The sequence below is a fragment of the Staphylococcus sp. 17KM0847 genome (assembly GCF_013463155.1).
Lineage (GTDB): Bacteria > Bacillota > Bacilli > Staphylococcales > Staphylococcaceae > Staphylococcus.
Genome location: NZ_CP040781.1, coordinates 1,596,781 through 1,623,050, shown reverse-complemented (window position 1 = coordinate 1,623,050; position 26,270 = coordinate 1,596,781). Strand labels below are relative to the sequence as shown.

Genomic DNA, 26,270 nt, shown 5'->3' with positions numbered 1-26,270 from the left:
AGCTTAAAAGATTTGTTGATAAAATATAAAGCGTTTTAACAATGGAGCGTTAACTTTAATTTGGATATAGGGAGGGGATTTACATGACGATGAACTTTATGATTATTTTACTTTTGATTGCAGTGGGTTATATGTTAAAGCGTCTTAACTTTATAACAGGTGCAGATAGTAAAGTGATTTCAACAATTGTTTTAAATGTAACATTGCCTGCTGTTGTTATTGTTAATCTCAATGACGTTTCATTAACCCCTTCTTTATCGATACTACCCGTAATGATGGTTTTATACGGTATTTTAACTAAAGTGTTGATTGTATTAATGTTTTTAAAGTACACCAATGAAGTCAGGGGTACTGTTGCAATGATGATTGCGAGTATGAATATCGGTATTTTTGCTTATCCACTCGTTCAACAAATTTGGCCAGATAAAGGCTTGATTTATTTTGGTATGGCAGACATTGGTGGGGCGATTGTCATGTTTGGTTTGACATATTTTGTGGCAACATATTTCAAAAACATGGGTGGTGGATTAAATCCTAAATTAATTTTGAGCAATATGATTAAATCAGTCCCACTCATGACTTATATCGTTATGCTTATATTGAATGTGTTAAGTATTCGTTTATCGGACAATATGATTCGATTTTTTGATGTTCTTGGTCAAGCTAATTTGCCATTGTCTATGATTTTATTAGGTGTACTTATGGATTTTAAATTGGATCGTCGTTATTTGCCTTTAACTTTGAAATATTTAGGCTTGCATTATGGGTTTGGTTTTTTCTTTGGGACACTTGTTTATTTGTTTTTACCTGTGACAGATCCAATGATTAAAACGACGCTTCAACTGATATGGGTACTACCTGTTGGTGTTGCTGCACTTTCATATGCTGTACAATTTCGTTATCGAACATTACCTGTTATTGCAATGTCTAGTAATGTAACAATCGTGATTAGCATTATTATTCTGTATGTTTATCAATACTTTTTCGTAGTATCTTAGTTTTAAAAACACGCCTCAACTTTAAGTAAAAGTAGGCGTGTTTTTAATAGGCGTACGTCTTCTAAAAATCTTTGAAGTATTGCAACATATTGGATAGGTAGCTTGTTGGTGTAAGATTGGGCAGTTGTCCGCTTTTGTATAAATGTAGTAATGCGTGAGAAACTTTATGGGCGTTATCCCCTTAATTAGTTCAGTTTGTAATGATTATAAGATTTTTGAACAGTGAAAGAAAGTTGTACAATCATCTGAGTTGTTTAACAAGGAGAAATATTTTTGAAGATAAGGACATGTTACAATAAAAATTAAAAGAAGAGATAAGAGGAGATTGAAGATGAAAGCACTTATTTTGGCTGAAAAACCATCAGTGGGACGAGATATTGCTAAGGCATTACACGTTAATCATTCAAAAAATGGTTATTTTGAAAGTGAACAATATATTGTCACATGGGCATTAGGTCATTTGGTAACTAATGCGACACCAGAGCAGTATGATAAAACATTACAACAATGGCGTTTAGAAGATTTACCGATTATCCCTAAGTATATGAAAACAGTTGTCATTGGCAAAACAAGAAAACAATTTAATACTGTACAGCATTTGATGAAACGAGAAGATGTCAAAGAAATTATTATCGCAACGGATGCAGGGCGTGAGGGGGAGCTTGTTGCACGTTTAATTATCGATAAAGCACACGTTAAAAAGCCGATTAAGCGTTTATGGATTAGTTCGGTCACTACTAAAGCAATACGTGATGGCTTTAAGCATTTGAAAGATGGACGTCAATATCATAACTTGTATCAAGCCGCTTTGGCGAGAAGTGAAGCAGATTGGATTGTAGGTATCAATGCTACACGTGCACTAACAACAAAGTACGATGCACAGCTATCATTGGGGCGTGTACAAACACCAACCATTCAACTTGTTCAAATGCGACAACAAGAGATTAAGAATTTTCAACCTCAGAATTATTATAGCTTATCTATTGATTTGCAAGGTGTTACATTTGAATATCAACATACACAACGCATCATGGACAAGTCTAAGTTAGATACACTCATTCAAACCATGGCATCGAAACAAGCTGAGATCATATCAGTAGAGACTAAACAAAAAAAGGCTTATCCAGGTATGTTATTTAATTTAACAGATTTACAACAAGCAGCTTATCAACGTTATCACTTGGGAGCGAAACAAACGCTTAATACATTACAACAACTATATGAACGCCATAAACTGGTCACGTATCCTCGTACAGATTCTAATTATTTAACAACAGATATGGTAGAAACTTTGAAAGAACGTCTACAAGCGGTGATGGGTACAGATTATAAGGAAGTTGCAAAAAAATTAGCACAGCAACAATTTACTGTTAAAGCAAGATATATTAACAATCAAAAGGTATCAGATCATCATGCTATTATCCCAACAGAAGTCCGCCCGAATATAAGTGATTTAACACCGACAGAACAGAAAGTTTATTTGTTAATCGTACAGCGTTTTCTTGAGGTACTTTCTCCACCTCATCGTTATATGGAGCAAAAAGTTATAGCTCGTGTAGTAGGAGAGACGTTCATGAATCAAACGAAACAAACGATAGAGCAAGGGTTTAGACAACTGCATACAGAAACGGAATCTAAACAAGATTTGCCGACATTTAAAAAGGGGATGTCTTTAAGTGTTCACAAGCCAGTTATTCATACACACCAAACGACCCCACCCCCTTATTTTAATGAGGGAACTCTGCTTAAAGCGATGGAACGACCAGATAAGTTCTTCCAATTACATGATAAGAAATCTGCGCAGACGTTAAGAGTAACAGGAGGGATTGGAACAGTTGCAACAAGAGCTGATATTATTGATAAACTTTACAATATGAATGCTATCGAAAACCAAGAAGGGAAAATTAAAGTAACTTCTAAAGGACGTCAAATATTAGACTTAGCACCAGATGCCTTAACTTCTCCATCGTTAACAGCAGAGTGGGAAGATAAATTGTTGCGCATTGAAAAGGGGGAATTTCAACGCCAACAATTTATGGCAGAAATGAAAAACTTTACACAAGATATTATTGAAACCATCAAAAATAGTGATCAAAAATATAAGCATGATAATTTAACATCTGCACAATGTCCAACTTGTGGCAAATTTATGTTGCGTGTCAACACTAAAAATGGATCCATGCTCATATGCCAAGATCCGAGTTGTAAGACGAAAAAAGATGTTAAAACAAAAACAAAAGCACGTTGCCCACAATGTAAAAAACGTTTGACAAAGTTTGGTGTTGGTAAACAAGCGACGTATCGATGTGTTTGTGGTTATACAGAGACGCAAGCGCAAATGGACAAACGTTTTAAAAATAAGGGGAAAGATAAAGTGTCGAAACGTGATATGAAAAAGTATATGAAGCAAGAAGAAAATTTAGAAAACAATCCATTTAAAGATGCATTAAAAGGATTAAAGTTATAAAAAAGATAAAAATCGAACGAAAATGAATAAAAGCGCATCAAAGTTCGTATTTGTTATTGAATTTCTTCAGTCTGCGTATTAAAATAAATAAGTATTTTAAATAAAGGAGCAAATTACAGTGAAACGATACTTCCACTTTGATGAACATCAGACCAATTATAAGAGAGAAATTCTTGGTGGTCTTACAACATTTTTATCTATGGCATATATTTTAGCAGTTAACCCGCAAGTACTTAGTTTAGCGGGTGTTGATGGTGTTCCAGCTGATCAAAAAATGGATCAAGGTGCTATTTTTGTAGCAACGGCACTTGCGGCATTTGTCGGTTGTTTATTTATGGGGCTTATTGCACGTTATCCAATTGCACTGGCACCCGGCATGGGACTTAATGCTTTTTTCGCCTTTACTGTTGTATTAACAATGGGTATTCCATGGCAGGTCGGCTTAACCGGTGTGTTTTTCTCAGGGTTTATCTTTGCCGTTCTAACCGCAACAGGCTTACGTGAAACAATTATTAATGCCATTCCATATGAAATGAAGATGGCGGTTTCAGCAGGTATAGGTTTGTTCATTACCTTCGTTGGATTGCAAAGCTCGGGCATTATTACTAAAAATGATGCAACATTAGTAACGTTAGGTAAAATTACTGATCCACCAGTGTTACTTGCAATTTTTGGTATTGTCATTACAGTGGTTCTTTATGCTAAAAAAGTCTCAGGAGCAATCTTTATTGGAATGGTACTTACTGCTATTGCTGGCCTAGTGACACAACAAATCGCACCACCTACTTCTATTATAGGTAAAATTCCAAGTATTGCACCTACATTCGGTGCTGCGTTCGAAGCTTTTCAAGATCCAGCACAGTTATTGACGATTCAATTTTTGATTGTCATTTTAACATTTTTGTTTATCGATTTCTTTGATACAGCAGGTACAATTGTGGCAGTAGCCTCACAAGCTGGCTTTATGAAAGATAACAAATTACCACGTGCAGGTCGTGCATTATTTTCTGACTCATTAGCAACAATGGTTGGAGCAGTATTTGGTACAACAACAACAACATCTTATATTGAGTCGACATCCGGAGTGGCTGTGGGTGCACGTACAGGGTTAGCCAGTATTGTAACAGGGGTATGTTTTTTACTTGCGTTATTTTTCAGTCCATTAATGGCTGTTGTCACATCGGCAGTAACAACACCAGCACTTGTGGTTGTGGGTGTACTTATGGCGTCTAACCTAGCAGAAATCAGTTGGAAAAAATTTGAAGTAGCAGTGCCTGCATTTGTTACGATTATTATGATGCCATTATCTTATTCGATTGCGACAGGTATTGCATGTGGATTTATCTTTTATCCGATTACAATGCTCCTAACAAAACGCCATAAAGAAGTTCATCCGATTATGTATGGTTTAATGGTTATCTTTATATTATATTTTGTGTTTGTACACGGTTAAAAAAACAGAGATACTTGTGTGAGAATATTACAAGTATCTCTGTTTTTATTTAATTTAATTTTTTGCGTGAATTCTCGTGATCTTGTTCATAAATGACACGTGCATGTGCATTCGGCAAGTAGACGGGTGTGGCATATAAAATAAATAGGAAGAAAAGTAATAAAATGAGCATGAGCCAATGTAAGAGCATACCAATAACTGGGATGATAGCAATACAGTTAACAATGGCACCTATTAGAGGAATAAGTACCATAGGACGTATCGAATTTTGTTTGTCAAAAAGTAATACTAAAACCATAACAACATAAATAAAAATATTAAATGCAAGAGGTTGCCATCCAAGGGCTAATACATACCAGCCACCTAAGAAAGGAAAGCCAGCAACGAATTCAGAAATTAATACGATAAAAGAAAATACAATGAGTAAGGTTTTTACTTTTTTTGTCACAACATTCACCTCGTAAATATAAACATAAATAGTTTAGAACTATCTATTATTATAAGCAATACTAAATGAAAGAACAAAAAAGAAGAAACAATCAAAAAAATTTATTGAAATGGTTGAACTTGTAAGATAATTAAAGTAAAATGACATGGTATGTGATTAGATATTAAAAAGTTACAAGAAAAGGTTGCTAATATATAGAACTTCCTGTAAAATATCTAATGTTGGACTTTTAAATGCGATGAAGCGAAAGGTTACTGACACACCCGGCCGCTTTGCCATGGCGTTGTGTGAGATAGTTTTCGTGGAGAAGTCTATCACTTTTAATGAAGACGAATAAGGAGGGTAAATAATGGCAAAACAAAAAATCAGAATCAGATTAAAAGCTTATGATCACCGTGTTATTGATCAATCAGCAGAGAAAATCGTTGAAACTGCGAAACGTTCTGGAGCAGATGTTTCAGGACCTATCCCGTTACCAACAGAAAAATCAGTGTACACAATCATTCGTGCGGTACATAAGTACAAAGATTCACGTGAACAATTCGAACAGCGTACACATAAACGCTTAATCGATATTGTTAACCCTACACCAAAAACAGTTGATGCCTTAATGGGCTTAAACTTACCATCAGGTGTAGACATCGAAATCAAATTATAATTAATACTTTAGGAGGTGGACTTTCGATGACCAAAGGAATCTTAGGAAGAAAAATTGGGATGACACAAGTATTCAGTGAAAACGGAGACTTAATCCCAGTAACAGTAATCGAAGCAAAAGAAAACGTAGTATTACAAAAGAAAACTGAAGAAATCGATGGATACAATGCGGTTCAAATCGGTTTTGAAAACAAAGAAGCATATAAAAAAGGAAGCAAATCTAACAAATATGCAAATAAGCCAGCTGAAGGTCACGCTAAAAAAGCAGACACAGCACCTAAGCGCTTCATTCGTGAATTCAGAAACGTTAACGTTGATGAGTACGAAGTAGGTCAAGAAGTCTCAGTAGATACATTCGAAGTAGGCGATATCATTGACGTAACAGGAACTTCAAAAGGTAAAGGGTTCCAAGGCGCTATTAAACGTCACAACCAAGCACGTGGACCAATGTCACACGGTTCTCATTTCCATAGAGCACCTGGTTCAGTAGGTATGGCGTCAGATGCATCTCGCGTATTTAAAGGACAAAAATTACCAGGTCGTATGGGTGGTAATACAGTAACTGTTCAAAACTTAGAAGTTGTTCAAGTTGATACGGAAAACAACGTAATTTTAGTTAAAGGTAATGTACCGGGTCCTAAAAAAGGTTTTGTACAAATCCAATCAGCAATCAAAGCTAATAAATAATTAGTAGTGAAAGGAGGAAATGCATAATGGCAAATTATGATGTATTAAAAGTTGACGGAACTAAAGCAGGTTCAGTTGAACTTAGCGATTCAGTATTCGCAATCGAACCAAATAATGATGTTTTATTCGAAGCAATTAACTTACAACGCGCTTCATTACGCCAAGGAACACATGCGGTTAAGAACCGTTCTGCAGTTCGTGGCGGTGGACGTAAACCATGGAGACAAAAAGGAACAGGCCGTGCGCGTCAAGGTACAATCCGTGCACCACAATGGCGTGGTGGTGGCGTAGTATTCGGACCTACTCCAAGAAGCTATGCTTATAAAATGCCTAAGAAAATGCGACGTTTAGCATTACGTTCAGCACTTTCATACAAAGTTCAAGAAAATGAATTCAAAATTGTGGATAACTTCAATTTAGAGGCACCAAAAACAAAAGAATTCAAAACAACATTAACTAATTTAGAATTACCTAAAAAAGTTTTAGTTGTAACTCTTGGTGAAGATGTAAATGTTGAACTATCAGCACGTAACATTCCGGGTGTACAAATCACAACACCTGAAGGTTTAAATGTATTAGATTTAACACACGCTGACAGCGTATTAATTACTGAAGAAGCAGCTAAAAAAGTTGAGGAGGTGCTCGGATAATGGAAGCAAGAGATATTCTAAAGCGCCCCGTAATCACTGAAAAATCATCTGAAGCAATGGCTGAAGATAAATATACTTTTGATGTTGATGTTCGTGCAAACAAAACACAAGTTAAAAAAGCAGTAGAAGAAATCTTTGAAGTGAAAGTTGCTAATGTAAATATTATCAACTATAAGCCAAAGAAAAAACGTATGGGTCGTTATCAAGGCTATACAAACAAACGTCGTAAAGCAATCGTTACTTTAAAAGAAGGTCAAATCGACTTATTCAACTAATAAACAATTACCATTAAGGAGGTAAACGACAATGGCTCTAAAACATTATAAGCCAATTACTAATGGTCGTCGTAATATGACTACATTAGATTTCTCTGAAATTACAGAGTCAAAACCTGAAAAGTCATTATTACAACCGCTACCGAAAAAAGCGGGCCGTAACAACCAAGGTAAATTGACTGTTCGCCATCATGGTGGAGGACATAAACGTCAATACCGTGTTATTGATTTCAAACGTAATAAAGATGGAATTGCTGGTAAAGTAGATTCAATCCAGTATGATCCTAACAGATCAGCGAATATTGCATTAATTGTATACGCTGATGGTGAGAAACGTTACATCATTGCACCTAAAGGATTACAAGTAGGTCAAATCGTTGAAAGTGGTTCAGAAGCTGACATTAAAGTGGGGAACGCACTTCAATTAAAAGACATTCCAGTCGGTACAGTGATTCATAATATTGAGTTAAAACCAGGTCGTGGTGGTCAAATCGCTCGTTCTGCAGGAGCAAGCGCTCAAGTTTTAGGTAAAGAAGGTAAATATGTACTTGTAAGACTTCGCTCTGGTGAAGTTCGTATGATTTTATCATCTTGCCGTGCAACAGTTGGACAAGTTGGTAACCTCCAACACGAACTCGTTAATGTTGGTAAAGCTGGTAAATCAAGATGGTTAGGTAAGAGACCTACTGTACGTGGTTCTGTAATGAACCCTAACGATCACCCACATGGTGGTGGTGAAGGTCGTGCACCAATCGGTCGCCCATCTCCTATGTCACCTTGGGGTAAACCAACGCTTGGTAAGAAAACACGTCGTGGTAAGAAACGTTCAGACAAACTTATCGTACGTGGTCGTAAGAAAAAATAAAAATAGCTTATTTGGGTGTGCGGCGTAATCGCTGCACGCACATAATAAGAAAGGAGGCGCCATTATGGCTCGTAGTATTAAAAAGGGACCTTTCGTCGATGATCATTTAATGAAAAAAGTAGAAGCGCAAGGCGACAGTCAGAAGAAGCAAGTAATTAAAACTTGGTCTCGTCGTTCAACAATTTTCCCAAACTTTATCGGACACACATTCGCAGTATACGATGGACGTAAACATGTACCTGTATATGTAACAGAGGATATGGTTGGTCACAAACTAGGTGAGTTCGCTCCAACACGTACATTCAAAGGACATGCTGCAGACGATAAAAAAACAAGAAGATAAATTATTTCTAGTAAGTAGAGGAGGAAATACGAATGGAAGCAAAAGCGGTTGCTAGAACTATCAGAATCGCACCTCGTAAAGTTAGATTAGTATTAGATCTAATCAGAGGTAAAGACGTAAGAGAAGCAGTAGCTATTTTAAAATTAACAAATAAAGCTTCTTCTCCAGTAGTAGAAAAATTATTAATGTCCGCTTTAGCTAACGCTGAACACAACTACGGTATGAACACTGATGAATTAGTTGTTAAAGAAGCGTATGCTAACGAAGGACCAACTTTAAAACGTTTCCGTCCACGTGCTCAAGGACGTGCAAGTGCTATTAACAAAAGAACAAGCCATATTACTATCGTAGTAAGTGATGGCAAGGAAGAAGCTCAAGAAGCTTAATTAAATCATTAAGGAGGGAACATTGTGGGTCAAAAAATCAATCCAATCGGACTTCGTGTTGGTGTAATTCGTGACTGGGAAGCTAAATGGTACGCTGAAAAAGACTTCGCATCACTTTTACACGAAGACCTAAAAATTCGTAAATTTATCGATAAAGCATTGAAAGACGCTTCTGTATCACATGTTGAAATCGAGCGTGCTGCTAATCGTATTAATATTGCAATTCATACTGGTAAGCCAGGTATGGTAATTGGTAAAGGCGGTTCAGAAATCGAAAAACTTCGTAACAAGTTGAACCAACTTACTGATAAAAAAGTTCACATCAACGTTGTTGAAATCAAGAAAGTAGATCTTGATGCACGATTAGTTGCTGAAAATATTGCACGTCAATTAGAAAACCGTGCGTCATTCCGTCGTGTTCAAAAACAAGCGATTGGTAGAGCAATGAAATTAGGTGCAAAGGGTATTAAAACTCAAGTATCAGGTCGTTTAGGTGGCGCTGACATCGCGCGTGCTGAACAATATTCAGAAGGAACTGTACCACTTCATACATTACGTGCTGACATTGATTATGCACATGCAGAAGCTGACACAACTTATGGTAAGTTAGGTGTTAAAGTATGGATTTATCGTGGTGAAGTTCTTCCTACTAAGAAAAATAGTGAAGGAGGAAAATAATTATGTTACTACCAAAGCGTGTAAAATATCGTCGTCAACATCGTCCTGACACAAAAGGTCGTTCAAAAGGCGGTAACTTTGTAACATTTGGTGAGTTTGGTCTTCAAGCAACTACAACTTCTTGGATTACTTCTCGTCAAATCGAATCAGCTCGTATTGCTATGACACGTTACATGAAACGTGGCGGGAAAGTTTGGATTAAAATCTTCCCTCACACACCATATACACAAAAACCTTTAGAAGTACGTATGGGTGCCGGTAAAGGTGCGGTTGAAGGCTGGATTGCAGTTGTTAAACCAGGTAGAATTTTATTTGAAGTTGCTGGTGTATCTGAAGAAGTTGCGCGTGAAGCATTACGTTTAGCAAGCCATAAACTTCCAGTAAAAACGAAGTTTGTAAAACGTGAAGAATTGGGTGGTGAATCAAATGAAAGCTAAGGAAATTAGAGACTTAACCACTTCAGAAATCGAAGAGCAAATCAAATCTTCAAAAGAAGAGCTTTTTAACCTACGCTTTCAATTAGCTACAGGTCAATTAGAAGAGACTGCACGCATCAAAACAGTGAGAAAAACGATCGCGCGTCTAAAAACTGTTGCACGTGAAAGAGAATTAGAACAAGGTAAAGCAAATCAATAATAATTGAAAGAGGAGGTTACTAAAGTGAGCGAAAGAAATGATCGTAAAGTTTACGTTGGTAAAGTAGTTTCAGATAAAATGGATAAAACAATTACTGTTTTAGTTGAAACTTACAAAACACACAAACTATATGGTAAACGTGTTAAATACTCTAAAAAATATAAAACACATGATGAAAACAATTCAGCTAAATTAGGAGATATCGTTAAAATTCAAGAAACGCGTCCTTTATCAGCAACAAAACGTTTCCGTTTAGTAGAAATTGTCGAAGAATCAGTAATTATTTAATGACTATTTAAAGATAAGGGAGGTTTAATCATGATCCAACAAGAAACACGTTTAAAAGTAGCAGACAACTCTGGTGCTCGTGAAGTTCTTACAATCAAAGTATTAGGTGGATCTGGCCGTAAAACAGCTAACATCGGTGATGTCATCGTAGCAACTGTTAAAAATGCTACACCTGGTGGCGTTGTTAAGAAAGGTGACGTTGTCAAAGCGGTAGTTGTACGTACAAAATCTGGTGTACGTCGTAAAGATGGTTCATACATCAAATTTGATGAAAATGCATGTGTTGTAATTCGTGATGATAAAGGTCCACGTGGTACACGTATTTTTGGACCAGTTGCACGTGAATTACGTGATGGAAACTTTATGAAAATCGTTTCCCTTGCGCCAGAAGTACTATAATTAATAGATAAACGAAACAAATTCAAGGAGGTGCCCACATGCATATCAAAAAAGGTGACAACGTTATCGTTATCGCAGGAAAAGATAAAGGTAAAAAAGGTACAGTTTTAGCAACTGAGCCTAAAAAAGACCGTGTTGTTGTTGAAGGTGTTAATATGATTAAAAAACATCAAAAACCAACACAATTTAATCCTGAAGGTGGAATCTTAGAAACTGAGGCTGCTATTCATGTTTCTAATGTACAAGTATTAGACCCTAAAACAGATGAACCTACACGTGTAGGCTACAAATTTGTTGATGGTAAAAAAGTTCGTATCGCTAAAAAATCAGGCGAAGAAATCAAGTCTAATAAATAATAATAGTTGAAAGGAGGATCCACTTTGAATCGTTTAAAAGAAAAATTTAACTCAGAAGTTACAGAGAACTTAGTTAAAAAATTCAATTACAGTTCAGTAATGCAAGTACCTAAAATCGACAAAATTGTAGTGAATATGGGTGTTGGTGACGCAGTACAAAACTCAAAAGTATTAGATACTGCTGTTGAGGAATTAACTGCTATCACTGGTCAAAAACCTTTAATCACAAAAGCTAAAAAATCAGTTGCGACATTCCGTTTACGTGAAGGTATGCCAATTGGTGCCAAAGTAACATTACGTGGCGAAAGAATGTATGAATTCTTAGATAAATTAATTTCTGTTTCACTTCCACGTGTACGTGACTTCCGTGGTGTATCTAAAAATGCATTTGATGGTCGCGGTAACTACACATTAGGTGTTAAGGAACAATTAATTTTCCCTGAGATTGACTATGATAAAGTATCGAAAGTACGTGGAATGGATATCGTTATCGTAACGACTGCTAACACTGACGAGGAAGCTCGTGAATTGTTAACACAATTCGGTATGCCATTTCAAAAATAATCTCTGAAGGAGGCTAAATAAGTGGCTAAAAAATCAATGGTTGCTAAGCAACAACGTAAACAAAAGTTCCAAGTCCGTGAATATACACGTTGTGAACGCTGTGGTCGTCCACACTCAGTATATCGTAAATTCAAACTTTGCCGTATTTGTTTCCGTGAATTAGCTTATAAAGGTCAAATTCCTGGCGTACGCAAAGCTAGCTGGTAAAATATTAAACCCTTGAAAGGAGGCAACAAACTATGACATTGTCAGATCCAATTGCAGATATGTTAACTCGCGTAAGAAACGCAAACATGGTTCGTCATGAAAAACTTGAGTTACCTGCATCAAACATTAAAAAAGAAATTGCTGAAATCCTTAAAAATGAAGGTTTCATCAAAAATGTAGAGTATATCGAAGATGATAAGCAAGGTGTTATTCGTATATTCTTAAAATATGGTTCAAATAATGAGCGTGTTATTACAGGCTTAAAACGTATTTCAAAACCAGGTTTACGTGTATATGCTAAAGCAAACGAAGTACCAAAAGTATTAAATGGTCTTGGTATCGCATTAGTATCAACTTCTGAAGGTGTAATCACTGATAAAGAAGCAAGAAAACGTAACGTTGGTGGAGAAGTACTTGCTTACGTTTGGTAATATTTAATAAATAAGGAGGTGCCATAACATGAGCCGTGTTGGTAAAAAAATTATTGAGATTCCTAGTGACGTAACTGTAACTATCGATGGTAGTACAGTTTCAGTTAAAGGACCTAAAGGTGAATTATCACAAGCTTTAAATGAAGAAATGACATATAAACAAGAAGAAAACACACTTGAAGTTGTAAGACCATCAGATTCTAAAGAACACAGAACTGTTCATGGTACAACTCGTGCGTTAATCAATAACATGGTACAAGGTGTATCTAAAGGTTATGAAAAAACACTAGAGCTTATCGGTGTTGGTTATCGTGCACAAGTACAAGGAAGCAAACTTGTATTAAATGTTGGATACTCTCACCCAGTTGAAATCGAAGCTGCAGAAGGTATTACTTTCACAGTAGAGAAAAACACGACTGTTAAAGTCGAAGGTATCGACAAAGAATTAGTAGGTGCAACAGCATCAAAAATTCGTGACGTTCGTCCACCAGAACCTTATAAAGGTAAAGGTATTCGTTACCAAGGCGAATATGTTCGTCGTAAAGAAGGTAAAACTGGTAAATAATAAATAAACTCTATAAGAAAGGAGTATTGACATGATCAGCAAAATTGATAAAAATAAAGTACGTTTAAAAAGACATGCACGCGTGCGTACGAAATTGTCAGGTACTAGCGAAAAGCCTCGTCTAAACGTATATCGTTCTAATAAACATATTTATGCACAAATCATTGATGATACTAAAGGCGTAACGTTAGCACAAGCTTCTACTAAAGATAACGGCGTAGATACTTCAGCTACTAAAGTCGAAATGGCAACTCAAGTAGGCGAAGCAATCGCTAAAAAAGCTAACGAAAAAGGAATCGAAGCAGTTGTATTTGATCGTGGTGGATACTTATTCCACGGACGTGTGAAAGCACTAGCAGATGCAGCTCGTGAAAATGGACTTCAATTTTAATTTAAAGGAGGGACAACTCAATGGCTCGTAGAGAAGAAGAAGTTAAAGAATTTGAAGAACGCGTTGTTACGATTAACCGTGTTGCAAAGGTTGTTAAAGGTGGACGTCGTTTCCGTTTTACAGCACTTGTAGTAGTAGGCGATAAAAATGGTCGCGTTGGTTTCGGTACTGGTAAAGCACAAGAGGTACCTGAAGCAATCAAAAAAGCAGTTGAAGCTGCTAAGAAAGAACTTATTACTGTTCACCGTGTTGATGGTACAACACCTCACACAATTACTGGACGCTTTGGTTCAGGAAGCGTGTTAATGAAACCAGCTGCACCTGGTACTGGGGTTATCGCAGGTGGACCAGTTCGTGCGGTATTAGAACTTGCAGGTATTACTGATATCTTAAGTAAATCATTAGGTTCTAACACACCAATTAATATGGTACGTGCAACAATCAATGGTTTACAAAACTTAAAAAATGCTGAAGAAGTTGCCCGTTTACGTGGTAAATCAGTAGAAGAATTATATAATTAAGGAGGGAAACAGATAAATGGCTAAAATTCAAATCACCCTCACTCGAAGTGTTATTGGACGTCCTGCAACACAACGTAAAACAGTAGAAGCTTTAGGTCTTAAAAAAGTTAATTCTTCTGTAATTGTTGAAGACAATGATGCAATTCGTGGACAAATTAATAAAGTAAGTCACTTAGTATCAGTAGAAGAAAAATAATTAAGGAGGTGCCCAAATGAAATTACATGAATTAAAACCATCAGAAGGTTCACGTAAAGTACGCAACCGTGTAGGTCGTGGTGCTGCAACAGGTAACGGTAAAACAAGTGGACGCGGTCAAAAAGGTCAAAAAGCCCGTTCAGGTGGTAGTGTAAGACCAGGCTTTGAAGGTGGTCAATTACCATTATTCCGTCGTATTCCTAAACGCGGTTTCACGAATATTAACCGTAAAGAATATGCCATCGTTAATTTAGAACAGCTTAATAAATTTGAAGATGGTACAGAGGTAACACCGGAATTATTAATCGAAACAGGCGTAGTCAAAAATGAAAAATCTGGCATCAAAGTTTTAGGTAATGGTTCATTAGAAAAAAAATTGACTGTTAAAGCACACAAATTCTCAGCTGCAGCCAAAGAAGCAATTGAAGCGAAAGGCGGAGCACACGAGGTGATCTAATGTTTCATACGCTTGTTAGCTTCTTTAAAACAAAAGAAGTAAGAAACAAGATACTTTTTACTCTTGCAATGTTAGTAATTTTCAAAATAGGTACGTATATTCCAGCCCCTGGTGTTAATCCAGCAGCTTTTGATAATCAACAAGGTTCTCAAGGCGTCACTGACTTGTTAAACACATTTGGTGGCGGAGCCTTGAAGAACTTTTCTATCTTTGCAATGGGGATTATGCCTTATATCACAGCTTCCATTGTTATGCAATTATTACAAATGGATATCGTACCAAAGTTTACAGAATGGGCAAAACAAGGTGAAACGGGGCGTAAAAAGTTAAGTACTTTTACGCGTTATTTTACGATTGTACTTGCATTCATTCAGTCAATAGGTATGTCTTTCCAATTTAATACTTATTTGGATGGTGCTTTAATAAAGAACCAAAATGTTTGGTCGTATCTATTAATAGCAATTGTACTAACAACAGGAACTGCATTTTTAATGTGGTTAGGTGAACAAATTACGCAATATGGTGTTGGTAATGGTATTTCTATTATCATCTTTGCGGGTATTTTATCAACACTACCATCATCGTTGATTCAATTTTATCAACAAGAGTTTATTGGACAGGATGATGTTACACTCGCTTGGCTAAAAGTAGTCGGACTTATCGCTGGTATGATACTTCTTACTGTCGGTGCAGTTTATGTACTACAAGCTATTCGTAAAATACCGATTCAATACGCAAAGAAACAATCGACAATGCGACTGGGTTCACAAGCAACGTATTTACCGTTAAAAGTAAACTCTGCAGGTGTTATTCCTGTCATTTTTGCAATGGCATTTTTCTTGTTACCTAAGACATTGACATTGTTCTTCCCTAAAGCTGATTGGGCGAAGGCAGTAGGTGAGTATGCCGATCCTTCCAATAATATTGGTATGATTGTCTATGTCGTATTAATTATTGCATTTACCTATTTCTATGCATTTGTACAAGTAAATCCAGAGAAGATGGCAGAAAATCTGAAGAAACAAGGGAGTTATGTACCCGGGATTCGCCCAGGTATTAATACTAAAAAATATATTACTAAAGTGCTTTATCGCTTAACTTTTGTAGGTTCTATTTTCTTAGCAGTGATTGCTATTTTGCCAATCATCGCAACAAAATTTATGAACTTACCACAATCCATTCAAGTCGGAGGAACAAGCTTGCTTATCGTTATCGGTGTTGCTATTGAGACGATGAAAAGTTTAGAAGCTCAAGTGAATGAGAGAGAGTATAAAGGCTTTGGTAGACGTTAATTCGTAGGAGGGCATATATGAACATTATCTTAATGGGATTGCCAGGTGCTGGTAAAGGAACTCAAGCGAGTGAGATCGTAAAAAAATATCCAATTCCTCATATTTCAACTGGGGATATGTTCAGAAAAGCGATTAAAGATGAGACTGAACTTGGGAAAGAAGCTAAGTCTTATATGGATCGTGGAGAACTCGTACCAGATGAAGTTACAGTAGGAATTGTTAAAGAACGTATCTCTGAAGATGACGCAAAGAAAGGTTTCTTGTTAGACGGCTTTCCTCGTACTATTGAACAAGCTGAAGCACTGAACTCGATTTTAGATGAATTAGGCAGAGAAATTGATGCTGTTGTAAATATCGAAGTTCCAGAAGAGGAATTAATGAATCGTCTTACAGGACGTCGTATTTGTGAAACTTGTGGGACAACGTATCATCTTGTTTTCAATCCTCCAAAAGTTGAAGGTATTTGTGATCTTGATGGTGGTAAACTTTATCAACGTGAAGATGACAATCCAGAAACAGTTGCGAATCGTTTGAATGTCAATGTGAAACAATCTAAACCTATTTTAGATTTTTACAGTCAACAAGGTGTACTGAAAAATATTGACGGATCCAAAAATATCGATGCTGTTTCAGAGGATGTTATTCAGATTTTAGAATCACTTAAATAGTAACGACTTGTGCAGTTCGCTTTTAAGTCGTTAATTAAAGATTAGTTGGAACGTATGAGATGTGACATTAATTATAATGATGATTTTGAAGTGGAAATCAAGGCTACTATAATCGAGTTGATATTCTAGCATCCTTATAACTGAAAAGGAGGAGTTAATCAATGGCGAAGCAAGACGTAATCGAACTTGAAGGTACAGTACTAGATACTTTACCAAATGCAATGTTTAAAGTAGAATTAGAAAATGGTCATGAAATTTTAGCACATGTTAGTGGTAAAATTCGTATGAACTATATCCGTATTCTACCAGGCGATAAAGTAACAGTTGAAATGTCTCCGTATGACTTAACACGCGGAAGAATCACATATCGTTATAAATAATTGTCACTCCATCATTGAAGGAGGTATAAAAATGAAAGTTAGACCATCAGTAAAGCCTATTTGCGAAAAATGTAAAGTCATTAAACGTAAAGGTAAAGTAATGGTAATCTGTGAAAACCCTAAGCATAAACAAAAACAAGGTTAATTAAAAGAGAGGTGTAAATATAATGGCACGTATTGCAGGAATTGATATCCCACGTGATAAGCGCGTAGTAATTTCATTAACTTATATCTACGGTATCGGTAAAGCAACAGCACAAAAAATTCTTTCAGAAGCAAATGTTTCAGAAGATACACGTGTTAAAGATTTAACTGATGACGAGTTAGGTCGTATTCGTGAAGTTGTTGATGGTTATAAAGTTGAAGGTGACTTACGCCGTGAAACAAACTTAAACATCAAACGCTTAATGGAAATTTCTTCTTACCGTGGTATTCGTCACCGTCGTGGCTTACCAGTTAACGGTCAAAAAACTAAAAACAATGCGCGTACGCGTAAAGGCCCAGTTAAAACTGTTGCTAACAAGAAAAAATAATAGGTAAAGGAGGCAAATACTACTATGGCACGTAAACAAGTATCACGTAAACGTAGAGTGAAAAAGAATATTGAAAACGGTGTTGCACACATTCGTTCTACTTTCAATAACACAATTGTAACTATCACAGATGAATTTGGTAATGCTTTATCTTGGTCATCTGCTGGTGCGCTTGGTTTTAAAGGTTCAAAAAAATCTACACCATTCGCAGCACAAATGGCTTCAGAAACAGCTTCAAAAGCTGCAATGGAGCATGGTTTAAAATCAGTAGAAGTAACTGTAAAAGGACCGGGACCTGGTCGTGAATCAGCTATCCGTGCGTTACAATCAGCAGGATTAGAAGTAACAGCGATTAAAGACGTTACTCCAGTACCACATAATGGTTGTCGTCCACCAAAACGTCGTCGCGTATAATTTTAAATTTTTTATTATGTCCTAAATCACTAAATTTACAGGTTATACAAATCGGCGTTTTTAAGGAGGATATGTAAATGATTGAAATTGAGAAACCTAGAATTGAAACAATTGAAGTTAGTGATGATGCTAAGTTCGGTAAGTTTGTTGTTGAGCCACTAGAACGTGGTTACGGTACTACACTAGGAAACTCCTTACGTCGTATCCTACTATCATCATTACCAGGTGCGGCTGTGAAATATATCGAAATCGAAGGTGTTTTACACGAGTTCTCTGCAATTGATAATGTTGTTGAAGACGTTTCTACAATCATTATGAATGTTAAAAAGCTAGCGCTTAAAATTTATTCAGAAGAAGACAAAACATTAGAGATTGATATTAAAGAAGAAGGCGAAGTTACTGCAAAAGATATCACACATGACAGTGATGTTGAAATCTTAAACCCTGATCTTAAAATTGCAACAGTTTCTAAAGGTGGTCATTTAAAGCTACGTTTAGTTGCAAATACAGGACGTGGTTATGCATTAGCTGATCAAAACAATTCAAGTGATTTACCTATTGGTGTTATTCCAGTGGATTCACTATATTCACCGGTTGAGCGTGTGAACTATACTGTTGAAAATACACGTGTAGGTCAAAGTTCAGACTTCGATAAATTAACTTTGGATGTTTGGACAGATGGCTCTATCACACCACAAGAATCTGTTTCATTAGCTGCTAAAATCATGACAGAGCATTTAAACATTTTTGTTGGTTTAACTGACGAAGCACAAAATGCAGAAATTATGATTGAAAAAGAAGAGGACCAAAAAGAAAAAGTACTAGAAATGTCTATTGAAGAATTAGACTTATCTGTACGTTCTTATAACTGTCTAAAACGTGCTGGTATTAACTCAGTACAAGAACTCGCTGATAAATCAGAGGCTGATATGATGAAAGTTCGTAACTTAGGTCGTAAGTCTCTTGAAGAAGTAAAACATAAATTAGAAGACTTAGGTTTAGGCCTAAGAAAAGAAGATTGATAAAGGAGGTCAACTCATGGGTTACAGAAAATTAGGTCGTACATCAGATCAACGTAAAGCAATGTTACGTGACTTAGCGACATCATTAATCGTTAGCGAACGCATTGAAACGACTGAAGCGCGTGCTAAAGAACTTCGTAGCGTAGTTGAAAAATTAATTACTTTAGGTAAAAAAGGTGATTTAGCTTCTCGTCGTAATGCTGCTAAAACATTACGCAATGTTGAAATCTTAAACGAAGATGAAACAACACAAACAGCGTTACAAAAGTTATTCGGTGAAATTGCTGAACGTTATCAAGACCGTCAAGGTGGTTATACACGTATCGTTAAAGTTGCGCCACGTCATGGTGACGGTGCATTAAAAGTAATTATTGAATTAGTATAATAAATACACACTACTACATTTAAAGCAAATGAGTGCAACGATAATGTTTGCCACATACAGATATTGTCTAGCTCAGGAGCACCCCATCTAACTAAATATTGATGATAAAGCGTGATCTCAATAAGATGGGGTGCGCGCTTTTTTATGTATGATTCAGAAGAATACAAACGATGATTTTAGGACCTGCTATTGTTGTAGGTCTTATTTTTTATTTGAGTATTTATATTCTAAAGAGATGTACACATACTATAAAGTTATGTAAAATGAAAAGTATCATCCGAAATTGTGAATTGAGTATAATATATTACGAGATAAAAGTAATGTTGAAAGGGGACATATGATGGGTACACCGTTATTACAGTTTAAAAATGTATCGTTTCGTTATGAAACATCAACCAATAATGTCCTTAATAACATTTCTTTTACGATAAATGGTGGACAATGGGTATCGATTGTCGGTCATAATGGTTCAGGAAAATCAACGCTAGCTAAACTTATTGCAGGTATTGAGACAACATTTGAAGGAGAGATTTTGATAGAACAACGAACTATTAGAGGTGTGGATATGGCTGCATTTCACAATCATATTGGTATTGTTTTTCAAAATCCTGACAACCAATTTGTAGGCTCTACTGTGAAGTATGATGTTGCATTCGGTTTAGAAAATAAACAGTTATCATATTCTGAAATGCATGATATTGTCCCTCGTGTGCTGAAAGACGTGGATATGCATGACAAACAAAATCATGAACCAGCGGCATTATCTGGAGGACAAAAACAAAGAGTAGCCATTGCAGGTGTTTTGGCACTTCAACCCAAGTTGATTATTTTAGATGAAGCCACGTCTATGTTAGATCCTGAAGGTAAAAAAGAAATTTTAACATTAATTCAGCGACTCAATACAGAGCATGGTGTAACCGTTCTATCGATTACACATGATTTATCAGAAGTAGTTGAATCTGATCAAGTTATCGTAATGAATAAGGGGCATATCGTCCTATCAGGAAGTGTAGAATATATATTTGAACATGCTGATATGTTGACTGCATATGGCTTAGATATACCATTTGAGATGAAAATTGCAAAATTAATGGGCTGGCGTACACAATTTTTAACTTATCATGATTTATTGGAGTGTTTGACATGATTCGTTTTGAAGAAGTTTCATATACATATCAGCAGCACACACCCTATGAGTATCAAGCATTGAACCTTGTAACCACTTCTTTTGAACAAGGTAAATACTATGCCATTATTGGAAAAACAGGCTCGGGTAAATCTACTTTAATTCAACATTTTAACGGGTTACTCAAACCAAGTAGAGGAAAGCTTCAAGTATTAGATGTATCAGTTACACATAAAACAAAAGATAAAGTCATTCATCCTGTACGCCAACGTATTGGTATGGTTTTTCAATTTCCGGAATCTCAATTGTTTGAGCAGACTGTTGAGCGTGAAATATTATTTGGACCTAAAAATTATAATATGAATTTGGCTGCTGCACGTAAACAAGCAGTAACATGGCTTGAGATTTTAGGATTTGATGCTGAAAGAATAATGCAGCAATCACCATTTATGCTTTCTGGTGGACAAATGAGAAAAATAGCAATCGTTGCCATATTAGCAATGGATCCGGATATTCTAGTATTAGATGAACCCACGGCTGGTTTAGATCCGCGAAGTAAAAAACAAGTGATGAAACTTTTCAAAAATATACAAACAGAACAACATAAAACTATTGTTTTAGTAACACATGATATGAATGATGTAGCAGCTTATGCAGATGAAGTAAAAGTAATGCATAAGGGGCGTGTTATGAATAGTTTATCACCAGAGGCACTATTTTGTGATACTGAGTATGTCCAATCATTTCATCTGGAATTACCTGATATTGTACAATTACAAAGAGATGTTGAAGCACGTCTCGGTGATCGATTCAAACAGCTTGCATTGACGGAGGAACAATTCGTTAAGATGTATAAGGAGTGGAAGCATAATCATGAAAGATAAGTTGATTATTGGTCGTTACTTGCCAATCGATTCACTCATACATCGATTAGATCCACGGAGTAAATTTTTATTTGTTTTTTTATTTATTGTTGTTATCTTTTTGAGTCATGAATGGTTCTCATACTTATGGCTAGGTTTTGTAATATATATAATTGTAAAAATGAGTCGTATCCCATTGTGGTTTTTATTGAAAGGGTTATTACCAATCTTTTTCTTTTTGAGTTTAACATTTATTATGCATATGTTCTTAACTAAAGGGGGCATACGTCTATTTGAGTGGGGAATCATATCAATAGATACAGGTGGGTTACAAGAGGGAACACTTATTGTTTTGCGATTATCATTTATTATGATTATTTCTACAATTTTAACATTGACGACCAGTCCATTAGATTTGACAGATGCGTTCGATCGTTTATTCAAACCATTGACATATATAAAAATACCTGTGTCTGCTTTGAGTATGATGATGGCGATTGCCTTGCGCTTTATTCCGACACTTATGGAAGAACTTGATAAAATTATGAGTGCACAAAAATCACGTGGGACAGTGTTAAGCAGTGGATCAATTAGCGCACGTATAAAAGCTTTTATTCCATTACTTATTCCACTTTTTATTTCAGCATTTCAACGTGCAGAAGAATTAGCAATTGCGATGGAAGTGCGTGGCTACGATGCCAATATACAGCGAACGAGCTTTAGAAAGTTACAGTGGGTATGGTGTGATACGATTGCGTTACTATGCATTATACCGATTGCGGTTATTGCGTTATCTATACGCTATTTGATATAGAGAGGACTAATGATATGCAACGAGTATTAGTAAAAATAAGCTATCATGGAGGAGATTTTTTAGGATTTCAAATTCAAAATCAAGGACGTACGGTACAAGGCTGTTTGGAGAAAATATTAAAACGTATGCATAAGGAAGCGATACGCATTCATCCATCGAGTCGGACAGATCGTGGTGTACATGCGAAAGAACAGTATTTTCATTTTGATACGCCTCTGAATATCTCAGCAGTACAATGGCAATATGCCTTAAATAGAGGACTGCCCAATGATATTTATGTGCATCATGTACAGTTTGTTGACCATGACTTTCATTGTCGTTATGATTGTGTGGGTAAAACGTATCGCTACTCTATTTATCAAGCCGAACATCGCAATCCTTTTTTTGCACAACTTAAAACATATGAGCCGGCATCTCTTGATTGGGGAGCAATGAACGAAGCAGCACAGTCTTTTATAGGTACACATGATTTTACATCATTTTGTTCTCAAAAGACGGAAGTAGAGAGTAAAGAACGTACCATTTATGAAAGCTATGTTATAGAAACATCAGAGGGTTTAGATTTTATTATTACGGGGTCAGGCTTTTTATATAATATGGTACGTGTGATTATGGCATTTTTAATAGAAGTAGGTAAAGGGAAACGACAAGCAAAAGAGGTTTCTACTATACTTGAAGCTAAAGATCGCAACCTCGTTCCGCATACGGCACCTGCTGAAGGATTGTACCTAGAAAAGATATATTTGACACCATCTGCATTGAAGAAAGACTTTGGTTCGGATATACGGATTCATTATAAAAAATCACTGCAAAATCCTTAAAAGAGATTGACATTTGAGAGGATAAATTATATCATAGTTAACGGTATTGTTTTATATCCACCCCACGATAAGCCCCGGAAACTTATTGTGTTACAAGATATAGAAGCAGGAAAGATCAACAGTTAACGGAATAAATAATCGCATTGCAGGTTGTTTAATACAACTGGTTGAAACTAAAAGAAAGATTTATTCATTAGGAGGACTCAATTATGCGTCAAACATTTATGGCTAACGAATCAAACATTGAACGCAAATGGTATGTTGTTGATGCTGAAGGACAAACTTTAGGTCGTTTATCATCAGAAGTAGCAGCTATCTTACGCGGTAAAAATAAAGTAACTTACACACCACACGTTGATACAGGTGACTATGTGATCATCATCAACGCTTCAAAAATCCAATTCACTGGTAATAAAGAAACGGATAAAATCTACTATCGTCACTCAAATCACCCAGGTGGTTTAAAATCAATCACTGCTGGTGAGCTAAGAGCAACGAATCCAGAACGTTTATTAGAAAAATCAATCAAAGGTATGTTACCAAGTTCACGCTTAGGCGAAAAACAAGGTAAGAAATTGTTTGTATATGGTGGCGCTGAACATCCACACGCTGCACAACAACCAGAAAACTACGAGTTACGTGGTTAATTAAAAGGAGGAAATTACATTGGCACAAGTTGAATATAAAGGCACAGGCCGTCGTAAACACTCAGTAGCACGTGTACGTTTAGTACCAGGTGAAGGACATATCACAGTAAACGGTAAAGATGTACGTGACTACTTACCATTTGAATCATTAATCTTAGACTTAAATCAACCATTCGATGTAACTGAAACAAAAGGAAACTACGATGTTTTAGTTAACGTTCATGGTGGTGGCTTCACTGGTCAAGCACAAGCTATCCGTCATGGTATCGCACGTGCGTTATTAGAAGCTGATCCAGAATATAGAGGTTCATTAAAACGTGCAGGTCTATTAACTCGTGACCCACGTATGAAAGAACGTAAAAAACCAGGTCTTAAAAAAGCACGTCGTTCACCACAATTCTCAAAACGTTAATATCGTTGTTATATCAACGTTTACAGCACTTCTCGAAAATACTCGAGAAGTGCTTTTTATATGCTTTTTGCATGATAATACCCCTGGACTTAATAAGTTCATATTATATATTAAAAATTTATGTGATTTTGGAATTTTTCAGCTGACTTTTCTCTAGATGATTGAGTAATGTGCGTATAAATGTCCATTGTCGTTTTTATATCACTATGACCTAATCTAGTTTGTACGTCTTTTAGGGTTACCCCTGATTCGAATAATAGCGAAGCATGGGTATGCCTGAAGCCATGTACGTGTATCTTATGAAGATCTGAAAATGCCTCTAATTTGTCATTTGGTGTCGATACACGCATGTACTTTATTTTATTTAGTCTAGTATGGTAAGTTGAAAAAATAGGTTGCTCTTTATCACTAGCGACTAAAAATCCGTATTCTTCATATTGAAGTTTTTGCTCTTCTTTCCACTGTAAAAGTTTACTGATAGTTTGATTATCAATATCTATCCACCTTTGAGACTCATGTGTTTTAGGTGGTTGTAGAATATGTTTATTTTTCACTTTTGCCACTGTCTTTTTAACGTATAAATCCTTATTAACAAAGTTTATATCAGACCAGTGTAAGGTAAGCACTTCACCTTTACGCATCCCAGTGAAAGCGAGTAGTCTAAAAAGACATGTATTCGGTGTTTTATTCTCTTCTTCGAGATAGATCATAAATTGTTTCAATTCTTCTTTAGTTAAAAACTTGCGAGATTGCTTTACAAATACTTTGTCTTCTAATAGGCTTGGAAGAGTTATATATTCCATAGGATTTTTATCAATGGGTTCAAGTTTCATAGCATAATTGAAAACTAATCTTGCTTGTATTACATAATCATTAAAAGCTTTCATCTCTTTAGACCATTCATTTACAACTGTTTGACAATATACACGAGAAATCTCTTTAATCGGGATTCGCCCGAATTTAGGCAATATCCTATTTTTAAATTTACTTTCTTTACTAGCTAATGTCGTTCCTCTAATTTCAGTTCTATGATTTTCTATCCACATTAAATAAACATCTTCATAAAGGGCTGGGACATAGGCATCCAGTTCCTTTTGAAAACATGTGTATTGTATTAAATGGAACAAGTGCAAGAAAAGAATTTAGTGTATTTATTACAAGAAATACTCCTGATGCTAATATGATGGATGCAGAGACTCAATGTTTTCCTTTAAATGATGTTAAAAATAACTTCAATATACATGAGAAATTACATGTTTTTGATAAAAAATGATGTATTTAAATATATATACGGTGTGTTACACTCACCAGTTTATAGAGAAAAATATTCTACAAATTTACAATTGGTGAAAAGCTTATTGAATTACATTTGAATTATGAAAATCAAAAAAATTAGAAAGTGTAGTTATTAATAAAAAACTAAACTCCATAGTTATAAGGTTCCTAAAATTAAATATTTGAACAAAAAAGATGAATAATATATTTCATTTAATAATTATATTATAATTGAAACCATACCTCTAGAAGTGCATCAATATATTATTAATGGCAAATCGCCCGTGGAATGGGTTATGGATCGGTATGAATTAAAGACTGACAAGAAATCAGGAATATATGAAGATCCAAATGAATATAGTGAATACCCAGAATATATTTTCAATCTTTTATTATCAACAATTACTGTAAGTGTTAGAACAATGGAATTGATAAATAGATTACCTGAATATGAGCTCAATGAATTGAAATAAAGATATAGAATTTTCTTGAAAATGAGGAATATAGGGGGTATATTATTTGATAAAGAGATTTTCTATATAAGCAGTAATAGTATTTACAATTACTTCATTATTAGTTATGGAAGTAAAGAATATTATTGAAATTTTACTTTCAATAATAAATAATTGATAAAATAATAATGTAGTTATGTATAAAGCATTTTTGACTTAATCATTTTCCAATGTTGCCATAATATTTG

42 protein-coding genes are annotated in these 26,270 nt (G+C 35.6%); 40 read left to right on the top strand and 2 right to left on the bottom strand.

Features of this window, described 5'->3' with window-relative positions:
- Positions 1 to 83: 83 nt before the first annotated feature.
- From FGL66_RS08040 to FGL66_RS08030, 3 genes are all read left to right on the top strand, one after another.
- Complete coding sequence (locus FGL66_RS08040) at positions 84 to 998, top strand: AEC family transporter (RefSeq protein ID WP_180809298.1); 915 nt, start codon at positions 84 to 86, stop codon at positions 996 to 998.
- A gap of 331 nt (positions 999 to 1,329) precedes the next feature.
- Positions 1,330 to 3,465 carry a DNA topoisomerase III gene (locus FGL66_RS08035; protein ID WP_180809297.1) on the top strand — a complete coding sequence of 712 codons (2,136 nt, stop codon included), beginning with the start codon at positions 1,330 to 1,332 and terminating at the stop codon, positions 3,463 to 3,465.
- Between the two features lie 118 nt (positions 3,466 to 3,583).
- Positions 3,584 to 4,918, top strand: a complete 1,335-nt coding sequence (locus FGL66_RS08030) for an NCS2 family permease (RefSeq protein ID WP_180809296.1) — start codon at positions 3,584 to 3,586, stop codon at positions 4,916 to 4,918.
- A gap of 49 nt (positions 4,919 to 4,967) precedes the next feature.
- Here FGL66_RS08030 and FGL66_RS08025 read toward each other — a convergent pair whose 3' ends face one another.
- Positions 4,968 to 5,366: a hypothetical protein gene (locus FGL66_RS08025; protein ID WP_180809295.1), complete on the bottom strand. Its 399-nt coding sequence runs from the start codon at positions 5,364 to 5,366 to the stop codon at positions 4,968 to 4,970.
- A gap of 349 nt (positions 5,367 to 5,715) precedes the next feature.
- Here FGL66_RS08025 and rpsJ point away from each other — a divergent pair, with 349 nt between their 5' ends.
- The 35 genes from rpsJ (at position 5,716) to rpsI (ending at position 24,295) form a co-directional block, all read left to right on the top strand.
- Positions 5,716 to 6,024, top strand: a complete 309-nt coding sequence (rpsJ, locus tag FGL66_RS08020; protein WP_001118667.1) for a 30S ribosomal protein S10 — start codon at positions 5,716 to 5,718, stop codon at positions 6,022 to 6,024.
- Positions 6,025 to 6,050: 26 nt separating this feature from the next.
- Positions 6,051 to 6,710 (top strand): 50S ribosomal protein L3, encoded by a 660-nt coding sequence (gene rplC, locus FGL66_RS08015; protein ID WP_180809294.1) that lies wholly within the window; start codon positions 6,051 to 6,053, stop codon positions 6,708 to 6,710.
- Between the two features lie 26 nt (positions 6,711 to 6,736).
- Positions 6,737 to 7,360 carry a 50S ribosomal protein L4 gene (gene rplD / locus FGL66_RS08010; RefSeq protein ID WP_180809293.1) on the top strand — a complete coding sequence of 208 codons (624 nt, stop codon included), beginning with the start codon at positions 6,737 to 6,739 and terminating at the stop codon, positions 7,358 to 7,360.
- Positions 7,360 to 7,635: a 50S ribosomal protein L23 gene (rplW, locus tag FGL66_RS08005; protein ID WP_180809292.1), complete on the top strand. Its 276-nt coding sequence runs from the start codon at positions 7,360 to 7,362 to the stop codon at positions 7,633 to 7,635. Before rplD ends, rplW begins: the two co-directional genes overlap by 1 nt.
- Positions 7,636 to 7,666: 31 nt before the next feature.
- Positions 7,667 to 8,500, top strand: coding sequence for a 50S ribosomal protein L2 (gene rplB / locus FGL66_RS08000; protein ID WP_180809291.1), 834 nt, complete (start codon positions 7,667 to 7,669; stop codon positions 8,498 to 8,500).
- A 64-nt stretch (positions 8,501 to 8,564) separates the two neighbouring features.
- Complete coding sequence (gene rpsS / locus FGL66_RS07995) at positions 8,565 to 8,843, top strand: 30S ribosomal protein S19 (protein ID WP_180809290.1); 279 nt, start codon at positions 8,565 to 8,567, stop codon at positions 8,841 to 8,843.
- 32 nt (positions 8,844 to 8,875) lie between these two features.
- Positions 8,876 to 9,229, top strand: a complete 354-nt coding sequence (gene rplV, locus FGL66_RS07990; RefSeq protein ID WP_016426354.1) for a 50S ribosomal protein L22 — start codon at positions 8,876 to 8,878, stop codon at positions 9,227 to 9,229.
- Between the two features lie 24 nt (positions 9,230 to 9,253).
- The gene (gene rpsC, locus FGL66_RS07985) at positions 9,254 to 9,907 is read left to right on the top strand and encodes a 30S ribosomal protein S3 (RefSeq protein WP_044359571.1); all 654 of its coding nucleotides are present in this window, start codon (positions 9,254 to 9,256) and stop codon (positions 9,905 to 9,907) included.
- Positions 9,908 to 9,909: 2 nt separating this feature from the next.
- Complete coding sequence (gene rplP / locus FGL66_RS07980) at positions 9,910 to 10,344, top strand: 50S ribosomal protein L16 (RefSeq protein ID WP_180809289.1); 435 nt, start codon at positions 9,910 to 9,912, stop codon at positions 10,342 to 10,344.
- Positions 10,334 to 10,543: a 50S ribosomal protein L29 gene (rpmC, locus tag FGL66_RS07975; protein ID WP_014613220.1), complete on the top strand. Its 210-nt coding sequence runs from the start codon at positions 10,334 to 10,336 to the stop codon at positions 10,541 to 10,543. Before rplP ends, rpmC begins: the two co-directional genes overlap by 11 nt.
- Before the next feature lie 24 nt (positions 10,544 to 10,567).
- Positions 10,568 to 10,831, top strand: coding sequence for a 30S ribosomal protein S17 (gene rpsQ / locus FGL66_RS07970; protein WP_000004086.1), 264 nt, complete (start codon positions 10,568 to 10,570; stop codon positions 10,829 to 10,831).
- Positions 10,832 to 10,861: 30 nt separating this feature from the next.
- A complete protein-coding gene (gene rplN / locus FGL66_RS07965) occupies positions 10,862 to 11,230 on the top strand; it encodes a 50S ribosomal protein L14 (protein WP_044359554.1) in 369 nt (122 codons plus the stop codon).
- Between the two features lie 38 nt (positions 11,231 to 11,268).
- A complete protein-coding gene (gene rplX, locus FGL66_RS07960) occupies positions 11,269 to 11,586 on the top strand; it encodes a 50S ribosomal protein L24 (RefSeq protein WP_180809288.1) in 318 nt (105 codons plus the stop codon).
- Positions 11,587 to 11,610: 24 nt separating this feature from the next.
- Complete coding sequence (rplE, locus tag FGL66_RS07955; RefSeq protein WP_044359552.1) at positions 11,611 to 12,150, top strand: 50S ribosomal protein L5; 540 nt, start codon at positions 11,611 to 11,613, stop codon at positions 12,148 to 12,150.
- Between the two features lie 21 nt (positions 12,151 to 12,171).
- The gene (locus FGL66_RS07950) at positions 12,172 to 12,357 is read left to right on the top strand and encodes a type Z 30S ribosomal protein S14 (RefSeq protein WP_009382778.1); all 186 of its coding nucleotides are present in this window, start codon (positions 12,172 to 12,174) and stop codon (positions 12,355 to 12,357) included.
- Positions 12,358 to 12,389: 32 nt separating this feature from the next.
- Positions 12,390 to 12,788 carry a 30S ribosomal protein S8 gene (gene rpsH / locus FGL66_RS07945; RefSeq protein WP_180809287.1) on the top strand — a complete coding sequence of 133 codons (399 nt, stop codon included), beginning with the start codon at positions 12,390 to 12,392 and terminating at the stop codon, positions 12,786 to 12,788.
- A gap of 28 nt (positions 12,789 to 12,816) precedes the next feature.
- Positions 12,817 to 13,353 carry a 50S ribosomal protein L6 gene (gene rplF, locus FGL66_RS07940; protein ID WP_180809286.1) on the top strand — a complete coding sequence of 179 codons (537 nt, stop codon included), beginning with the start codon at positions 12,817 to 12,819 and terminating at the stop codon, positions 13,351 to 13,353.
- Between the two features lie 31 nt (positions 13,354 to 13,384).
- Positions 13,385 to 13,744, top strand: a complete 360-nt coding sequence (gene rplR / locus FGL66_RS07935) for a 50S ribosomal protein L18 (protein ID WP_180809285.1) — start codon at positions 13,385 to 13,387, stop codon at positions 13,742 to 13,744.
- Positions 13,745 to 13,764: 20 nt separating this feature from the next.
- The gene (rpsE, locus tag FGL66_RS07930; RefSeq protein WP_180809284.1) at positions 13,765 to 14,265 is read left to right on the top strand and encodes a 30S ribosomal protein S5; all 501 of its coding nucleotides are present in this window, start codon (positions 13,765 to 13,767) and stop codon (positions 14,263 to 14,265) included.
- Positions 14,266 to 14,281: 16 nt separating this feature from the next.
- A complete protein-coding gene (gene rpmD, locus FGL66_RS07925; protein WP_180809283.1) occupies positions 14,282 to 14,461 on the top strand; it encodes a 50S ribosomal protein L30 in 180 nt (59 codons plus the stop codon).
- Positions 14,462 to 14,477: 16 nt separating this feature from the next.
- On the top strand, positions 14,478 to 14,918 hold the full coding sequence (rplO, locus tag FGL66_RS07920; protein ID WP_180809282.1) for a 50S ribosomal protein L15: 441 nt from the start codon (positions 14,478 to 14,480) through the stop codon (positions 14,916 to 14,918).
- On the top strand, positions 14,918 to 16,210 hold the full coding sequence (gene secY / locus FGL66_RS07915) for a preprotein translocase subunit SecY (RefSeq protein ID WP_180809281.1): 1,293 nt from the start codon (positions 14,918 to 14,920) through the stop codon (positions 16,208 to 16,210). Before rplO ends, secY begins: the two co-directional genes overlap by 1 nt.
- A gap of 17 nt (positions 16,211 to 16,227) precedes the next feature.
- Positions 16,228 to 16,878 (top strand): adenylate kinase, encoded by a 651-nt coding sequence (locus tag FGL66_RS07910; RefSeq protein WP_180809280.1) that lies wholly within the window; start codon positions 16,228 to 16,230, stop codon positions 16,876 to 16,878.
- Positions 16,879 to 17,039: 161 nt separating this feature from the next.
- Entirely contained in the window at positions 17,040 to 17,258 is a 219-nt protein-coding gene (gene infA / locus FGL66_RS07905) for a translation initiation factor IF-1 (RefSeq protein ID WP_001118443.1), read from the top strand.
- Between the two features lie 31 nt (positions 17,259 to 17,289).
- Positions 17,290 to 17,403 (top strand): 50S ribosomal protein L36, encoded by a 114-nt coding sequence (rpmJ, locus tag FGL66_RS07900; protein WP_002509257.1) that lies wholly within the window; start codon positions 17,290 to 17,292, stop codon positions 17,401 to 17,403.
- A gap of 22 nt (positions 17,404 to 17,425) precedes the next feature.
- Positions 17,426 to 17,791 (top strand): 30S ribosomal protein S13, encoded by a 366-nt coding sequence (rpsM, locus tag FGL66_RS07895; RefSeq protein WP_044359405.1) that lies wholly within the window; start codon positions 17,426 to 17,428, stop codon positions 17,789 to 17,791.
- Between the two features lie 24 nt (positions 17,792 to 17,815).
- Positions 17,816 to 18,205, top strand: a complete 390-nt coding sequence (gene rpsK / locus FGL66_RS07890) for a 30S ribosomal protein S11 (RefSeq protein ID WP_014613235.1) — start codon at positions 17,816 to 17,818, stop codon at positions 18,203 to 18,205.
- 77 nt (positions 18,206 to 18,282) lie between these two features.
- Positions 18,283 to 19,227: a DNA-directed RNA polymerase subunit alpha gene (locus tag FGL66_RS07885; RefSeq protein ID WP_180809279.1), complete on the top strand. Its 945-nt coding sequence runs from the start codon at positions 18,283 to 18,285 to the stop codon at positions 19,225 to 19,227.
- 16 nt (positions 19,228 to 19,243) lie between these two features.
- Complete coding sequence (gene rplQ / locus FGL66_RS07880; protein WP_180809278.1) at positions 19,244 to 19,612, top strand: 50S ribosomal protein L17; 369 nt, start codon at positions 19,244 to 19,246, stop codon at positions 19,610 to 19,612.
- Between the two features lie 337 nt (positions 19,613 to 19,949).
- Positions 19,950 to 20,759: an energy-coupling factor transporter ATPase gene (locus tag FGL66_RS07875; RefSeq protein ID WP_180809277.1), complete on the top strand. Its 810-nt coding sequence runs from the start codon at positions 19,950 to 19,952 to the stop codon at positions 20,757 to 20,759.
- Entirely contained in the window at positions 20,756 to 21,622 is an 867-nt protein-coding gene (locus FGL66_RS07870) for an energy-coupling factor transporter ATPase (RefSeq protein ID WP_180809276.1), read from the top strand. The genes FGL66_RS07875 and FGL66_RS07870 overlap by 4 nt, the downstream gene beginning before the upstream one ends.
- A complete protein-coding gene (locus tag FGL66_RS07865) occupies positions 21,612 to 22,415 on the top strand; it encodes an energy-coupling factor transporter transmembrane component T family protein (RefSeq protein WP_180809275.1) in 804 nt (267 codons plus the stop codon). The genes FGL66_RS07870 and FGL66_RS07865 overlap by 11 nt, the downstream gene beginning before the upstream one ends.
- 14 nt (positions 22,416 to 22,429) lie before the next feature.
- Complete coding sequence (truA, locus tag FGL66_RS07860) at positions 22,430 to 23,236, top strand: tRNA pseudouridine(38-40) synthase TruA (protein WP_180809274.1); 807 nt, start codon at positions 22,430 to 22,432, stop codon at positions 23,234 to 23,236.
- A 209-nt stretch (positions 23,237 to 23,445) separates the two neighbouring features.
- Complete coding sequence (rplM, locus tag FGL66_RS07855) at positions 23,446 to 23,883, top strand: 50S ribosomal protein L13 (protein ID WP_180809273.1); 438 nt, start codon at positions 23,446 to 23,448, stop codon at positions 23,881 to 23,883.
- A gap of 19 nt (positions 23,884 to 23,902) precedes the next feature.
- The gene (gene rpsI, locus FGL66_RS07850; RefSeq protein WP_219621802.1) at positions 23,903 to 24,295 is read left to right on the top strand and encodes a 30S ribosomal protein S9; all 393 of its coding nucleotides are present in this window, start codon (positions 23,903 to 23,905) and stop codon (positions 24,293 to 24,295) included.
- 110 nt (positions 24,296 to 24,405) lie between these two features.
- Here the strand turns inward: rpsI and FGL66_RS07845 are convergent, their stop codons facing one another.
- Positions 24,406 to 25,422, bottom strand: coding sequence for a tyrosine-type recombinase/integrase (locus FGL66_RS07845; RefSeq protein ID WP_258007322.1), 1,017 nt, complete (start codon positions 25,420 to 25,422; stop codon positions 24,406 to 24,408).
- 87 nt (positions 25,423 to 25,509) lie between these two features.
- Between FGL66_RS07845 and FGL66_RS09980 the strand changes: the two genes are divergently transcribed.
- Positions 25,510 to 25,668 carry a type ISP restriction/modification enzyme gene (locus tag FGL66_RS09980; RefSeq protein WP_374757660.1) on the top strand — a complete coding sequence of 53 codons (159 nt, stop codon included), beginning with the start codon at positions 25,510 to 25,512 and terminating at the stop codon, positions 25,666 to 25,668.
- 108 nt (positions 25,669 to 25,776) lie between these two features.
- Positions 25,777 to 26,043 (top strand): type ISP restriction/modification enzyme, encoded by a 267-nt coding sequence (locus FGL66_RS09975; protein WP_180810504.1) that lies wholly within the window; start codon positions 25,777 to 25,779, stop codon positions 26,041 to 26,043.
- The last annotated feature ends 227 nt before the right edge of the window (positions 26,044 to 26,270 follow it).

What these genes read in the sequence shown, in the direction of transcription:
- rpsS (WP_180809290.1), top strand. Translation starts at nt 8,565, where the DNA reads ATGGCTCGTAGTATTAAAAAGGGACCTTTCGTCGATGATCATTTAATG.
- rplF (WP_180809286.1), top strand. Translation starts at nt 12,817, where the DNA reads ATGAGCCGTGTTGGTAAAAAAATTATTGAGATTCCTAGTGACGTAACT.
- FGL66_RS07865 (WP_180809275.1), top strand. Translation starts at nt 21,612, where the DNA reads ATGAAAGATAAGTTGATTATTGGTCGTTACTTGCCAATCGATTCACTC.
- rplM (WP_180809273.1), top strand. Translation starts at nt 23,446, where the DNA reads ATGCGTCAAACATTTATGGCTAACGAATCAAACATTGAACGCAAATGG.
- rplQ (WP_180809278.1), top strand. Translation starts at nt 19,244, where the DNA reads ATGGGTTACAGAAAATTAGGTCGTACATCAGATCAACGTAAAGCAATG.
- FGL66_RS07885 (WP_180809279.1), top strand. Translation starts at nt 18,283, where the DNA reads ATGATTGAAATTGAGAAACCTAGAATTGAAACAATTGAAGTTAGTGAT.
- rplX (WP_180809288.1), top strand. Translation starts at nt 11,269, where the DNA reads ATGCATATCAAAAAAGGTGACAACGTTATCGTTATCGCAGGAAAAGAT.
- FGL66_RS08040 (WP_180809298.1), top strand. Translation starts at nt 84, where the DNA reads ATGACGATGAACTTTATGATTATTTTACTTTTGATTGCAGTGGGTTAT.
- rpmJ (WP_002509257.1), top strand. Translation starts at nt 17,290, where the DNA reads ATGAAAGTTAGACCATCAGTAAAGCCTATTTGCGAAAAATGTAAAGTC.
- FGL66_RS07875 (WP_180809277.1), top strand. Translation starts at nt 19,950, where the DNA reads ATGATGGGTACACCGTTATTACAGTTTAAAAATGTATCGTTTCGTTAT.
- rpsE (WP_180809284.1), top strand. Translation starts at nt 13,765, where the DNA reads ATGGCTCGTAGAGAAGAAGAAGTTAAAGAATTTGAAGAACGCGTTGTT.
- rplC (WP_180809294.1), top strand. Translation starts at nt 6,051, where the DNA reads ATGACCAAAGGAATCTTAGGAAGAAAAATTGGGATGACACAAGTATTC.
- FGL66_RS09980 (WP_374757660.1), top strand. Translation starts at nt 25,510, where the DNA reads ATGATGTTAAAAATAACTTCAATATACATGAGAAATTACATGTTTTTG.
- infA (WP_001118443.1), top strand. Translation starts at nt 17,040, where the DNA reads ATGGCGAAGCAAGACGTAATCGAACTTGAAGGTACAGTACTAGATACT.
- rpmC (WP_014613220.1), top strand. Translation starts at nt 10,334, where the DNA reads ATGAAAGCTAAGGAAATTAGAGACTTAACCACTTCAGAAATCGAAGAG.
- rplO (WP_180809282.1), top strand. Translation starts at nt 14,478, where the DNA reads ATGAAATTACATGAATTAAAACCATCAGAAGGTTCACGTAAAGTACGC.
- rplN (WP_044359554.1), top strand. Translation starts at nt 10,862, where the DNA reads ATGATCCAACAAGAAACACGTTTAAAAGTAGCAGACAACTCTGGTGCT.
- rpsH (WP_180809287.1), top strand. Translation starts at nt 12,390, where the DNA reads ATGACATTGTCAGATCCAATTGCAGATATGTTAACTCGCGTAAGAAAC.
- rpsJ (WP_001118667.1), top strand. Translation starts at nt 5,716, where the DNA reads ATGGCAAAACAAAAAATCAGAATCAGATTAAAAGCTTATGATCACCGT.
- FGL66_RS08035 (WP_180809297.1), top strand. Translation starts at nt 1,330, where the DNA reads ATGAAAGCACTTATTTTGGCTGAAAAACCATCAGTGGGACGAGATATT.
- rplD (WP_180809293.1), top strand. Translation starts at nt 6,737, where the DNA reads ATGGCAAATTATGATGTATTAAAAGTTGACGGAACTAAAGCAGGTTCA.
- rpsK (WP_014613235.1), top strand. Translation starts at nt 17,816, where the DNA reads ATGGCACGTAAACAAGTATCACGTAAACGTAGAGTGAAAAAGAATATT.
- rpmD (WP_180809283.1), top strand. Translation starts at nt 14,282, where the DNA reads ATGGCTAAAATTCAAATCACCCTCACTCGAAGTGTTATTGGACGTCCT.
- secY (WP_180809281.1), top strand. Translation starts at nt 14,918, where the DNA reads ATGTTTCATACGCTTGTTAGCTTCTTTAAAACAAAAGAAGTAAGAAAC.
- rplR (WP_180809285.1), top strand. Translation starts at nt 13,385, where the DNA reads ATGATCAGCAAAATTGATAAAAATAAAGTACGTTTAAAAAGACATGCA.
- rpsM (WP_044359405.1), top strand. Translation starts at nt 17,426, where the DNA reads ATGGCACGTATTGCAGGAATTGATATCCCACGTGATAAGCGCGTAGTA.
- rplB (WP_180809291.1), top strand. Translation starts at nt 7,667, where the DNA reads ATGGCTCTAAAACATTATAAGCCAATTACTAATGGTCGTCGTAATATG.
- FGL66_RS07910 (WP_180809280.1), top strand. Translation starts at nt 16,228, where the DNA reads ATGAACATTATCTTAATGGGATTGCCAGGTGCTGGTAAAGGAACTCAA.
- truA (WP_180809274.1), top strand. Translation starts at nt 22,430, where the DNA reads ATGCAACGAGTATTAGTAAAAATAAGCTATCATGGAGGAGATTTTTTA.
- rplV (WP_016426354.1), top strand. Translation starts at nt 8,876, where the DNA reads ATGGAAGCAAAAGCGGTTGCTAGAACTATCAGAATCGCACCTCGTAAA.
- rplP (WP_180809289.1), top strand. Translation starts at nt 9,910, where the DNA reads ATGTTACTACCAAAGCGTGTAAAATATCGTCGTCAACATCGTCCTGAC.
- rplW (WP_180809292.1), top strand. Translation starts at nt 7,360, where the DNA reads ATGGAAGCAAGAGATATTCTAAAGCGCCCCGTAATCACTGAAAAATCA.
- FGL66_RS07870 (WP_180809276.1), top strand. Translation starts at nt 20,756, where the DNA reads ATGATTCGTTTTGAAGAAGTTTCATATACATATCAGCAGCACACACCC.